10 protein-coding genes and 1 riboswitch are annotated in these 12,908 nt (G+C 35.3%); all 10 genes read right to left on the bottom strand.

Annotated features, from left to right (window positions below):
- Window positions 1-2 precede the first annotated feature (2 nt).
- Window positions 3-1,910 carry a sensor histidine kinase gene (locus D612_RS18740; protein ID WP_017755300.1) on the bottom strand — a complete coding sequence of 636 codons (1,908 nt, stop codon included), beginning with the start codon at window positions 1,908-1,910 and terminating at the stop codon, window positions 3-5.
- On the bottom strand, window positions 1,907-2,842 hold the full coding sequence (locus tag D612_RS18240; RefSeq protein ID WP_017755301.1) for a substrate-binding domain-containing protein: 936 nt from the start codon (window positions 2,840-2,842) through the stop codon (window positions 1,907-1,909). The genes D612_RS18740 and D612_RS18240 overlap by 4 nt, the downstream gene beginning before the upstream one ends.
- A gap of 188 nt (window positions 2,843-3,030) precedes the next feature.
- Window positions 3,031-4,131 carry a 4Fe-4S binding protein gene (locus D612_RS0109870; RefSeq protein WP_017755302.1) on the bottom strand — a complete coding sequence of 367 codons (1,101 nt, stop codon included), beginning with the start codon at window positions 4,129-4,131 and terminating at the stop codon, window positions 3,031-3,033.
- A 17-nt stretch (window positions 4,132-4,148) separates the two neighbouring features.
- Entirely contained in the window at window positions 4,149-4,754 is a 606-nt protein-coding gene (locus tag D612_RS18245) for a TorD/DmsD family molecular chaperone (protein ID WP_017755303.1), read from the bottom strand.
- A 137-nt stretch (window positions 4,755-4,891) separates the two neighbouring features.
- Window positions 4,892-5,584 (bottom strand): 4Fe-4S dicluster domain-containing protein, encoded by a 693-nt coding sequence (locus tag D612_RS0109880; protein ID WP_017755304.1) that lies wholly within the window; start codon window positions 5,582-5,584, stop codon window positions 4,892-4,894.
- Between the two features lie 50 nt (window positions 5,585-5,634).
- Entirely contained in the window at window positions 5,635-8,172 is a 2,538-nt protein-coding gene (locus tag D612_RS0109885; RefSeq protein ID WP_017755305.1) for a molybdopterin-dependent oxidoreductase, read from the bottom strand.
- Between the two features lie 23 nt (window positions 8,173-8,195).
- Window positions 8,196-9,137: an NrfD/PsrC family molybdoenzyme membrane anchor subunit gene (gene nrfD / locus D612_RS0109890; protein ID WP_017755306.1), complete on the bottom strand. Its 942-nt coding sequence runs from the start codon at window positions 9,135-9,137 to the stop codon at window positions 8,196-8,198.
- Between the two features lie 300 nt (window positions 9,138-9,437).
- The gene (tatA, locus tag D612_RS0109895) at window positions 9,438-9,641 is read right to left on the bottom strand and encodes a twin-arginine translocase TatA/TatE family subunit (protein WP_017755307.1); all 204 of its coding nucleotides are present in this window, start codon (window positions 9,639-9,641) and stop codon (window positions 9,438-9,440) included.
- Window positions 9,642-9,660: 19 nt separating this feature from the next.
- Window positions 9,661-12,090: a molybdopterin oxidoreductase family protein gene (locus tag D612_RS0109900; protein ID WP_017755308.1), complete on the bottom strand. Its 2,430-nt coding sequence runs from the start codon at window positions 12,088-12,090 to the stop codon at window positions 9,661-9,663.
- 16 nt (window positions 12,091-12,106) lie between these two features.
- Window positions 12,107-12,661: an arsenate reductase (azurin) small subunit gene (locus tag D612_RS18250; protein ID WP_017755309.1), complete on the bottom strand. Its 555-nt coding sequence runs from the start codon at window positions 12,659-12,661 to the stop codon at window positions 12,107-12,109.
- A 16-nt stretch (window positions 12,662-12,677) separates the two neighbouring features.
- A riboswitch (molybdenum cofactor riboswitch) is annotated at window positions 12,678-12,804 on the bottom strand.
- Window positions 12,805-12,908: the final 104 nt, after the last annotated feature.

The raw sequence follows: 12,908 nt of genomic DNA on the forward strand, positions 1-12,908 counted from the left end.
ATTTATTCCACCTCTTCAGCTATTAATGGAATTTTAACATAAATGGTTGTTCCATTCCCAAGGGCAGATTCAATATTTAGTGATCCTCCTAATAACGATATCCTCTCAACCATGCCATGTAATCCTAGATTATGTTGTGATGGTGTCTTTTCAAGTACTTCATCCGCTTTAAAGCCAACTCCATCATCCTCAATAACAATTGTAATTTGCTGCTTATTAGCGATAATAATAATACTAACAAATGATGCCTTAGCATATTTTGATATATTCGTTAATGCTTCTTGGACAACACGGAATATGGCAGTTTCTATTTCCGATTTCAAGCGAAAATTTTCTACTGAAAGCCCCTTAATTACTAAATCGATTTCAATCGGATATTTTACTAAATATTCTTCAACATACCTTTCTAAAGCAACCGTCAATCCAAACTTATCTAATATCGTTGGTCGTAATTGCCAAGCAAGATGATGTACCTCTTTCATTGTATTTTCGGTTATTTCTCTCAATTTAGCAACTTGTTGTGACCGGTCTTCGTCTGATTTTGCTTCATTCACTAATTTTAAACCGAGAAGAATGGATGATAACGAATGACTAGTTTCATCATGGAGTTCTCGTGCAACTCTTCTTCGCTCATCTTCCTGAGCACGAATGACTTTTTCTAACAGCTTTACTCTAATTTCTTCTTTCTTTTTAAGTTCATTCCATAATCTTACATTTTCGATGAACATCGATAATTGCTTAGCTAATGAATTTAAAATTTGGATTAAATGTGGATCCATTTCTTTAAAGCTACAGGTTTGGATTTCTCCGATTTTTTTGTTATTTATAACTAACGAAAATTGATGATTTATAGGCTTTATTTTGGATTTACACTTACAATTATCTGTGTTAATTTGAAACGTCTCATACATACAATCATGAACACAATATTTTTGGGAGTACTGGAAAACCTCTTCATTTTCAAACAATTTCACCTTCAAAATTCCTGTGCTAAGTGATAGCTCTTTGACTAGGTGTGTAACAAATTGATGGAGTATTGGTTTCACTTGTTCAATCGATGTAACAGTAGCAATGGATAATTCGTTCAATAACAACAGTTCTTTATTTCGATTTTGAATCTCATCAAAAAAAAGTTTTTTCGATTTTTCCGAGTTCTCCAAATGATCTAACATCTCATTAAAGGAATTCGTTAGCTTTCCAATTTCATCATTAGGAAAAATTTCAATTCTTTTTGTTAAATCACCTTTTGAAACAGCACCTGTAAGTTCAACTAATTTCGTGATCGGGTACGTAATCGTTCTTGTTAACGCAAGTACAATAAGCCCAGATAAAACTAAAACACCAAGCATTGTAATAACCATTTGTGCTGTAATCCGATTTAATGCTGCTTGTAATGAATCAAATCGTAGCCCTACTCTAACTGTTCCACCATAATCCGTCATTACAGGTGCTGCAACATCGATTATCATCCCTTTCTCCGACTGAAAAACAACAAGTGATTCGATAAAGGTACCGAATTGCTTTTTAATTTGATTAGCGGTTATTAATTCGTTGCTAATGATTTGATCCTCGGTTGAGTATACAAGAACCGTATTGTCCGGATTCAGTATAAACAAGTATTCAATATCCTTATAATGGTCTACTGTATCTGAAACTAGTTTATTTAATGCATAAATATTTTGAGTAATGACGTAATCAACACTTCGTGCGGAGACATCACTTGCTATAGACTTTCCTCTCTCATTTAATTCGTTTGTTAATGACTGAGTAATCGATATTCGGACGACGAAAAGACTAATAATCGTAACTAGTAATATAACTGAGATAACCATTCCATATATCTTTAGTTCGATTGAAAAACTTGTGAGATAATTATATATCCGTTTTATTAGGTTAGTCCAATTCCTCATAATTGTTCACCTAATAACTTGATTAAGTTATCAATAATTGCATAGTCGACTTCATTTATTTCATTGTATTTATCTACATGAAGATCAGTTAATATTCGCTTTCCAGTAGAATCCTCATCCATTGACAAAATAATGTCCTTTAATTCAGCCTTTAATGCTGGATCTAGTTCAGAATGTATTACAATCGGTGGAGTCCCTGCCCATTCACCTTTTCCAATAATTTTTAAACTTTTAACATCGATATCATCCTCAGCAAGTAATTGGTCAAAAACCAAGCTATCAACTGCTGCTCCGTCAACACTGTTATTTGCGGCAGCCTTTATCGAATAGTCATGGCTATACGTATAAAAAGTATCTTCAAAATATAATTCAGCATTTTGATCTTTTTGATTTAATAAGTCTAATACAGATAAACGTCCCGAATATGAGATTGGATCAACGAAGGCAAATCTTTTACCTTGTAGATCATCAAGACTTTCGTATGGATTATGAATATTTGTGATTATATATGATTGATAGATTTGGGCACCATCCACAACCGGTGCTGCTAATCCTTCAAGATACCCTGCTTGTTTTCCAATTCGAAAGGCAAGCGAACATGTAATCGTAATATCAGCTTTGCCATCCTGAAGCAATTGGTTTACTTCTCCATACGTTTGCTTTTGAATAACGGTTATCGGACGATCTAATTTCTTCTCTAAGTAAACAATAAAGTCTTTATATTGGTCTAACGATTCTTTTGGAGAAACTACAGAAGCTATTGCTAATACTAAGGAATCGTCATTAATCATTTGTTCTACTGCATCAGGGTCTTGATCCGAATAAAGATTTACAAACGGTAACTCAGCATGAGATGAGCAGGCTGTTAGAAAAGTTAATAAAACAAATAAAAGAATTGAAATGGGTTTCCTTAGGAAGAAGTTGTTTTTCATTTGAACCACCTTGATAAAAAATCGTATATTACTATCATATACGATTCAAAATATAATTAAATTACATTCCTCATTTGTTAATAAAATCGTAAAAAAACACTATATTAATTGTGGCAATATAATGTCTTTTTTTAAATGAAATTGATACTCACATTTTAGCTACGGGATATTTCGATAGTTCAGATTGTTTACCAGAATGACAAAAATGCTTCCTCTTGTTTTTGTTTAATTTCACAGTCAACACACAAGTCTTTCGTGTTGTCGGACACTGTTTCACCACAACTACATAGTTTTTTGTTAAATCGATAAACTAGCTGAGGCTTTTCATTAAAAAATTCGCTCACTTCTATTTTTGAATTTTTTAAAGATAATTCGTGATTTTCACAAGCGTCTTCACATGACCTACAATTCACACACGCCTGTAAATTCTGTTTAATTTTCATCATTTCATGATCTTCCTCGCAGAAAAGTGCTCCTGTTGGACATACGTATGCACATTTCAGACAACCAGTACATCGCTCACCTATAATGATTTGTGCACTATTATAGTTGTCCACTGTAAGTAACGGGTTAATATTTGCACTATCTTTCAGTAAAACCTGTTTAAGTAATTGTCGCTTTTGACTCAAGATTATTTTTTCTCTTTCCTTATTTGTTACTTCCTCTTCTTCTATTAGTGGTAAGACAATATTAGATTGAATCCGATTAGTAAAAAAAGAAAATAATTCTCTTCTAGAAAACTGTTGTTGTTCACCAACACTTTTGTCATCTATATAAATATATAATTCGGTTTTACTGCCATTAATGAGTCTTACTTTATCAATTAATTCCTCAATAACCGAAGAAATATTTTCAAATTTATACGCACACGTTTTACACTTTTTTTCATTATATTTGATATAAATCTTTTTATTTTGATATAAAGCGTATAATAGCATCGTCTTGTCTAGTGATCGAAGACAAGGTATCGTTATTCCTTGGTTGTTCTCTGCTTGCCGTTGACAAGCTATTTCAATAACTTTTCGTCCGTTCATTTGTTCAAGATACTTCTTATAATTTTTATCTGTAAAAACATCTGTCGGACAAACAGTTGTACAAACCATGCATTCGACACATTTTTCGAAATCAACATATAGATTTTCAGCAATCTTTAAGGCAGATGCTGGACATGATTCAACACAACGATTACAAGATGATAAGTGGTTTTTCACATGTGTACACCGATTCTTATCTACTGTCAATTGCTTCGATTCCAACCATCGTGAAATCCATTTCTCAGCAACCATCATGTCCTTTCACCTCTTCTTTACATAGGAACCTTGTTTAATTCTTTTGCTTCTTTTTCAATCCATTTTTCCAACAATATTGCCACTAAACGATAAAACTCTGTTTCAGCATGATCAACGATTAACTTTGTAAATGACAGAACCCATTTACTTAAAACATTGTTTATAAATTTTTCCTGAATATATAAATATTTCTCATCGTTTGTTTCTAAATATTTATAAATCAAATAATAAACAAACTCTAATTCAACGGCAATATGATCAGGAAGTTCATGAAATCCTTCCTTAAATTCTAATCCAGCCTCTTTATAGTATTGAAAAGTATTAACGGTGCTTTGACCCATCACTTCCCATTTGCCTTCTAAATAAATCGATGCATAAGGTGCTGCTTTCACGTGAGAAGAGCCAACAAATAATTTGCTGAAATCCAGTATAAGAGAATCTAGGCTTTGCTTTTTAACTTCATCCAACAGAAAGGTAGCTAATAGACAAAGATCTTCATCAATTTCAAAAAAAGTATTTTGTAGACTATATAATGAGTGAAGAGTAGCTTCTGTTGGTTTATAAAAAAGAGAAGATAAAATCTTGTAAATAACTTCTCTTTCCTCATTTTGAATTTGTTTCATTCAAAATCACCTCTCGTAAAAAAAGTCTGAACTTTCGTTCGACCTCTTAAATTTTTTATTCTTGAGTTGAGTTACTACTCACCAATTGCCTTGGCACAATTAGTGAGTAGAATATATAATAAAAAGGGAGGAGCAATTTAGTTATTATAGCCTCTTAGATAGAAAACCTTTGGCTTTGTACCTTTATGAGGTAATAATGTTTTATTATCATATCTTGCTAAAAGTTTATTAATCTCACTATTCGGATCATCGAGATCACCAAATGTACGCGCATCCGCTGGACACGATTCAACACACCACGGATTTAAGCCGTCATTAACACGATGATCACAGAATGTACATTTCTCAACAATCCCTTTTGGTCGAATACCTTCATAAGTTGCGGCCCGGTCAGGGTTATAGTAAGGGATTTCAACTCCGAGCTTTTCCTGTATTTCCTTACCCGATGCCGTACCATCTGTAATGATTTCATTTTCATCACGCCAGTAACGGTGTGGTTTGTCCTTATTAAAGCTGATCACACCGTAAGGACACGCTTGCATACAAGATTTACAGCCAATACATTTATCAGGATCATGAAGAGTTAAGCCGTTTTCATCTTTATACATAGCACCTGTTGGGCAAGCTCTTACACAAGCAGCATTTTCACAATGATTACATAACATTGGGATATATTCATACTTTACATTCGGAAATTGACCCGTTGTTCGATGTTTATAATTTGACCAAAAGATCCCAACATCAACGTTATTTTCACTTTTACAGGCAATGGAACAAGCTGAACAACCAACACACTTGTGCAAATCAATTGCCATTCCGTATCTAGCCATTTAATAGCACCTCCAAAATTCTAACTACTATCAATTAGTATAGAAATCTATTATATTTTCTCAATTTTAATTCTAGTTAATCCACCATGACGAGCAGTAGCACCACTTAAACGATCGAAATCAGATGGATGTATTTCATTGTTATTACCACCACGTGGCATTCTCTTTTGATAATCAAGAGTTGCTGTTCTTCCATAAGCCCAGTGCCCTTGTCCATAACATTTTACAGCAGTCCCTGGTCGCACTCCTTCCCATTCTTTAACTTTCACTTCGATCGATGCATTAACTGACGTAACTTTTACTTTGTCACCAGTTTTAACACCGTATTTCAAGGCATCTATTGGATTCAGCTTTAATACGTCATCCCACTTTTCATCTCCAGGATCTGAATCCTTAAATTCTTGGTACCATGTTACATTTTGGGAACGTCCCTCACGATTTAAGCGTGACCGATGTTCGGTAAAAATTAATGGAAATTCCTTTTCGTCACCATAGCGGAATGGCTCTTCATAGTGTGGAATGAATGCTTGTTCGCCCCTCGCTAAATAATTAGTCTCTTCCATTACTTGATCAACTGAAACTTTATGCTTTTCTGCATGTCCTTCTAAAGCAGCTTTTAACGTTTCACTATAAAACTCAAATTTACCAGTTTTTGTTCCAAAGTCTTTCCATTTAGCTTTGTACTTATATCGCTCAGAATTATATACACCTTTTTCGACAAAATCATCCCAGCCCTTTAGTTGATCACCTTTTTTCTCGACCGTTGGATCCCACGCTGGATGTGAATAATACTTCGTTGCATATAATGCAAACTCTTCTGGTGTTGTTGGTTTTTTACCTGTTTCTGGATCTTTGAACTCATTTGAATAATAGTTTAGTAGATTAGGAAAGCCTTTTTCTGCTAGTTTCTCTGACAGCAACCACACAATTTCAGTTTCATCTATTTTAACGTCCCATAATGGTTTAACTACTGGTTGTTGAATCGTTAAATAGCTATGCATATTATATTTACTATCTAATACACCCCATCTTTCAAACAAATGAAATGCTGCTGGAAGAACGATATCTGCATATTGTGTCATTTCAGCAGGATTCGTTGTGATGTGAGCAAAAAATGGAAGTTTCTCCAATGCCTTTTCCCAACGTTGTGCACCTGTACAGGAAAATACCCAGTTATTCCAATAACCAATTACTACTTTTAAATCATAAGGGTCCTCTTCTAAAATACTATCAGCGACAGCGTTCGTTACCACGCCGCCACCGGATTTACCACTTTTAAGTGCGGGTAACTCCAGTGTCCCTCTGCGATCAATTTTCTTTTGATGATAACCTTCTTCAGCTATTTTATCTTGATATGGTGCATAATCAGGGGTGCTATTTTTGGGAACACTCATTTTACCTAGAGTACCACCTACGTTTTGAACTGAACCTACTAATCCATTTAACGCATGGGCAGCCATGCAACTATAGCCACCACGAATTTGCATCGCTGTTCCTGGTGATACCCATGAAATAACGCGAGGTGCTGCAGCTCCAAATTCTTTTGCAACTCTTGTAATTTGTTCTGCAGGTATTCCGGACCGTTCAGCAGCCCATTCTGGAGTACGATCCTTCAGCTCTAAATTCCACCATTTCACAACGCCATTCGTATAATTTTCAACAAACAAAGTCTCATCAACTGTTTGTCCAGGAACAAAGTGATTCACGCCATCTACAAAATCTCCAACAAATTCACGACTCCACAGGCCTTCTTTTAAGATGACGTGTGCCATTGCTGTTGCCAATGCACCATCTTCACCTGGAATAACAGGTAACCATTCATCAGCCTTTGCAGCAGTTGCTGATAAACGTGGGTCAATCGCAGCAACCTTCGCTTGATCCATTACTTGCCCCCAAATATTAATCGCATGTGGGACTTGACGATTGGAAGCAACCGGATCAGTACTCCAAAGAAGAGCATAACGTGTTTGTGCTAAATCGTAATCACGATAATCCCAAAACGCCTCAGTATAGTAAGGTCCGAACTTTTCAGCTTCCGCACAAATTGCACTGTGAGAAATACCGTTTGGAGACCCAAAGATTGATGGAAAAGACTTATAGAGAATTTCCGTTAATCCTGTATATCTACCACGTAATAATGCAAATTTATGAGTCTCATTTGTTTTCCGTAGCTCAAGCAATTTATCAGCAATCGTATCTATTGCTTCTTCCCATGAAATTGGCACAAATTGTGGATCTTCATTTCGACCCTTTTTCGGATTTGTCCGCTTTAAAGGAACTTTAATTCGGTCTGGATCGTACATTTGTTGGATCGCTAAATGTGGTCGTGGACAAATATTTCCTTCATTCGCTTTTGAATTAGGATTTCCTCTTACTTTCGTTACACGATTATCTTCAACATATGCTTGAATTGGACACCATGTTGTACAGCCTTGACAACTAGTCGAAATCCATCTTCCATTAGACTCAGCTTTTGTATTGCTATTTTCAGCAAATGCTTTTAATAATGGCTCTTTTGTTTTTATACCAGCAACTGCTGCTCCAGTTACAGCAGAAGCTTTCAAGAATGTTCTTCTTGTTATACCCATGTCAACACACCTCCTGGTTAATCTTACATAAATGGATTAGGGATATTTAATTGACCTGCATAAATGATAATATGCTTAAATGCATAACTTCCAATTAAAGTACTAATCATTAAAATAAAGGAAGCTCCAACGGAAAAGCTCACTTTTCGAATACTGTACAAAACACTTATAACTAGTGGTACAACTAAACCTACACCAATGGCTACTAGCCACCATATCATTCCATAATGTTCAATCATTAACTGATAATTATTCATTGCTTCTAAACCTGTTGCATTTAAAGTTGCTCGCCAAACAATCATTAATGCTGCTTGCAACACAAGTAAAATCGTAAACATATAAGTTAATGTATGATCTGGCTTACCTTTTATTGTTGCAGCTACTTCGGCAATTGCCTTATCTGATGCTGAATGAAATACCTTTGTTGAAAAAGCTCCAAGTACTAGTAATAGACTTGCTCCAGCTAGTAAAGATGATAATAAGAATAACACTGGGATTAAACCATTCATCCAAAGTGGTCTTCCTAATGAAGCTAATAGCAATCCATGATATAAACCCGTACCAACTGCTAATAATAATCCTACTATCTGAATAGACTTGAAAGATGTTTTTCTTAAACTCTCAATTCCTTGTTTAAATAAAAAATAAATAATCGCAAAACCTGACAAAATGAATAATGTTTGTATATATCCGCCCCATGATGTTATCGAGGTTGGATTAAAATTAATATACGTACTAAACATTCTTAGAGGTTTCCCTAGCTCACTCATTAGAGCTAATACTCCAGCTCCGACAAAAAAAGGTGATAATAAATATCCTGTTTTTATAACTGTCCAATTTCGTTCCTTTGCAGTAAAACTAAAATAAGTTGCTAATAAGAAAAGACCTACTCCTACACCACCAAGAAACAAATCAATTACAATGCGGTAATCCCATACTGCATGTACTGCTTGCGCTTCCATCATTTTATTAACCTCCTTTAAATAGTGCGTTTTTTATGGAATACAGCTTAATTACTATTTGCTACCCCCTTTTTATTAGGTCTTTAATAGTAGAATTAATTAATTTCTAAACTCATTATGATAAATTTATTTGTCGAAAAATATCAGTAATTCAAGTAAAGTTTGTAGGGAAAAAACGAAGTTATGTCGAAAAATTGAAGGACTGATGGCAAATTAATGAATAATAAAAAAGCCTCTCAATTAAGAGAGACTTTTGTCAACAATATATCATCTTGGTATAGTGAAACCCTTTATATATCTTAATCAAGTAATACTTTCTTTCTTATCCTCGTGTTTTTCTTTAACTTCTTCAACGATATCTGCCGTTAGCTCTCTAGTTGATTTTTTAAATTCACCTAACGTTTGACCAAATGCTTTTCCAATTTCGGGAAGTTTTTTAGGTCCAAAAATAACTAAGGCAATTATTAAAATCAAAATCAACCCTGGCACACCTATATTGGATAACATGATCACACCACCTTAATTATTAATATCTTTCAATCATCGTTTTATTTGTAAATGGCTTTTTTGCAATCTTTTCAACAGCAGCGTGAGTATTTTTAAAATGCGCGCCATTCCGCTTTGAACGTACACTTGATTGTAATTGATTTACATATTTAAATGGGTATGCAAATACAACTGCAAGTACGCCCTTTGGCACAACATCAGTTACATCAGCAACCACTTCTAGTTCACCTAATTCATTATGAAGTTTTAGCCAATCTCCTGCTTGAATCCCTTCTTTACTCGCATCATCTGGGTGGATTTGCAACTCAACTTCAGGTAATTGCTCAATTAGATGTGGAATCCAACGGAACGTATACCCACATTGCCAAATGACATTATAACGGACGGTTGTAAGGTAATATGGATAATCACCATTAGGGCGTATTTCCGCGGGTAAAAATGTTGGTAGATCGCCTTCCCAACTTTGATCATAAGGCTGTAATCTTGCTTTGCCGTCTTCCGTTGCAAAATGTTCTGTATAAAGTCGTGGTGTTCCAATAATATCGCTACCTTGTTTCACTAATGGTATTTGAATTCCACTCGTTCCAAGATTGCGAATCCATTCATAATCGACTAAATCAAGACCCAAATGCTTCCCATCACCGGTTAGCTTATATTCTTCAAATACATCTGAGCTAGATTTCCATTGGTACGCACTTGCATCAATTAAACCATGTTTTTCGCCTAATTTTCTTGCCACCATTGCGATAATTTCCCAATCAGGCTTTGCTTCTCCAGGCGCATCCATAAATTTAGAATACATTCTTAATCGCCTTTCTAGATTAACACGTAAATAATCCCATTCACCCCATGCAGCTGATGGTAAGATTACATCTGCCAACTCTGATGTTTCATTTTCATAAATTTCATTAATGACCATAAAATCTAACTTTTCTAAACCTTTACGGAATTCATTAACATTTTGTGTCGTAGACATTGGATTTGAATCGATTACCCACAACAATTTGACTTTTCCATCTACAACAGAATCCCATACATCTGGGCGGTCTTTAGAATCTGCTACTGGATGTGGAACGCCATTTAGAATCGCCTCTTGGTGACCACCTTGACGGCCAATCGAACCGCCTTCAATTCCAATATTGCCGGTAATAAGGTTTAAATTCGCATAAACTCCGACAACTTCGTCATTTTGTGATCCTTGCCAAATTACACCTTTTTCGAAAATAGTTAAAACACCTTTTGCTTTTGCTATTAGTTCGGCTGCCTCTTTAATGGTACTAGATGGAACACCGGTCACCATTTCAACATTTTCAGGTTTATATTTATCTTGTGTTACAACATCCTTCAATGAATTAAATGAAGCCGCATCCACTCTATTTTGAATGTATGTTTTGTTTTCAAGGCCATTCATGATAATGTGGTGCATGATCGAGTTTACTAACACAACATCGGTTCCTGGTACTAGCTGCAAATGGTAGCCATTTTTTTTCGCATTTCTAGATGCTAATGTTTTACGCGGATCAACAACAACTAACTTTTTTCCGTCTCTTCTAGAAGTAAAAATGCGGTCATATAAAACAGAGCCTGTTTCATATGTATTCGCTCCAGCTAATAAAACAACTTCAGCAATTTCTGCATCGTCATAAGAATACATCATAAATTCTGTTGAGCCAAAAATGTCCTCGTAAGATGGAACCTCTGATGCAAACTTTGGTCGATTATGAATAGCTCGATGTGGTATTCCTTTTTCTGGAGTTAATTCAGGATCATATAAGCCAACAGGTTTTGGTGAAAATGCAAATTTACAACCAACATAATTATTTTCTGGAGTTTCATGGTCTGCTTGCCAAATACCAATTCCGCCAGGACCATGTGTTTTAATTGTTTCAGCCATTTTATCCGCAATTAACTCAAGAGCTTCATCCCAGCTAACTTCAACGAACGCCCCATTTTTGTTTATTTTAGGCATTTTAACTCGGTTTGCAGTATCTGTTAACGGCTGCTTACTATTTGAATAAATCGCTTGCGCATTATTCCCACCACGAATCGAGTGATCACCTTTATTCACAACGCATTCTTGATCGGGAACGATTGATACATAACTTTCAACGTCTTCGATCGTTGTAACAGCTATTGTTTCAGGACCAGCCCATGGTTCTCCCATTACCGGTTTTGGCCACGATCCACCATCTGTTTTTGATTCACTTACCGGCCAAACCGTAACATTATAGCCACAGCCTACACAACAATATTGACAAACAGTTGTAAACTTTTTAGCCGTTTCTGGTGGAATCGGAAGTGATTGTGAATCTTTCAATCCATTTCTCGTAATCTCTTCTGCTAATACATCTTTATCTAGTAAAAAAGAAGTAGCGCTCCCCGCTAGTGTTGCTGCACCAATTGTTTTTAACGCTTGTCTTCTCGTAATCTCATTTTTAAATATTTCCATTAATATCCCCCCAATCTTATACTCTATCTCCGTCCATTAGATTATTACGATATCCATAAATTAAACCGTCCACACCGATTGCAAAAACCTCATTATTCTCTACTTTTAGTAAAATACGAGGTAAAGACGCTTTCCCTTGACCAATGACAACGCTTCCATTAAAGGACGGATCATACACTGTTTGATGGCACGGGCAGAAGAATGTATTTCTTGTATCGTCGTAATTTGAAGGACATCCCATATGTTGACAAGCACGATTATAGGCAACAATACTCTTGTTTGGACCAACACCACCGGGAACCTCTACACCTAAATCTAATAAATAATTACTTTGTGTTTTTAAAGGATAATCAAATGTAATCGGTTCATTGACCTTGATATCTGCCAAGTTAGCAATCTTTGTAACTGGATAACCGTCTGGATCGGACTTAGGTTGCTCAACTTTTTCCGTCTCTTCAGCTGTACAACCTGCTAAATATAGTGCACTTAATGCCACACTCCCCCCTAATACTTTCATTGCGTTTCGACGCGTGATTAATTGACCTTCTTCCTTCGCTTTTTGTTCTCCCACAACTTTTCCCCCTCGTATATTTTACGTTCTATCTCCTTTCCAAAACGGGAGGCAAAGTTATTTCTAACTCTACCCTAACGGTATTCGTCCATAGTAATAATTTTATTACTTTAGGATTTAAATACTCGGAGATATTAAATATTAATAAAATATTAATATATTACTATATGCTTATATATTTATGAAATAGGAATAACTATTAATAAAATATTGGAAACAATTACATTTATACATATTATACACATTT

Source organism: Calidifontibacillus oryziterrae (assembly GCF_000331575.1).
Taxonomy (GTDB): Bacteria; Bacillota; Bacilli; order Bacillales; family Bacillaceae_J; genus Calidifontibacillus_A; species Calidifontibacillus_A oryziterrae.

Coding starts and splice junctions, on each gene's coding strand:
- D612_RS18740 (WP_017755300.1), bottom strand. CDS start 1,910: ATGAGGAATTGGACTAACCTAATAAAACGGATATATAATTATCTCACA.
- D612_RS18240 (WP_017755301.1), bottom strand. CDS start 2,842: ATGAAAAACAACTTCTTCCTAAGGAAACCCATTTCAATTCTTTTATTT.
- D612_RS0109870 (WP_017755302.1), bottom strand. CDS start 4,131: ATGATGGTTGCTGAGAAATGGATTTCACGATGGTTGGAATCGAAGCAA.
- D612_RS18245 (WP_017755303.1), bottom strand. CDS start 4,754: ATGAAACAAATTCAAAATGAGGAAAGAGAAGTTATTTACAAGATTTTA.
- D612_RS0109880 (WP_017755304.1), bottom strand. CDS start 5,584: ATGGCTAGATACGGAATGGCAATTGATTTGCACAAGTGTGTTGGTTGT.
- D612_RS0109885 (WP_017755305.1), bottom strand. CDS start 8,172: ATGGGTATAACAAGAAGAACATTCTTGAAAGCTTCTGCTGTAACTGGA.
- nrfD (WP_017755306.1), bottom strand. CDS start 9,137: ATGATGGAAGCGCAAGCAGTACATGCAGTATGGGATTACCGCATTGTA.
- tatA (WP_017755307.1), bottom strand. CDS start 9,641: ATGTTATCCAATATAGGTGTGCCAGGGTTGATTTTGATTTTAATAATT.
- D612_RS0109900 (WP_017755308.1), bottom strand. CDS start 12,090: ATGGAAATATTTAAAAATGAGATTACGAGAAGACAAGCGTTAAAAACA.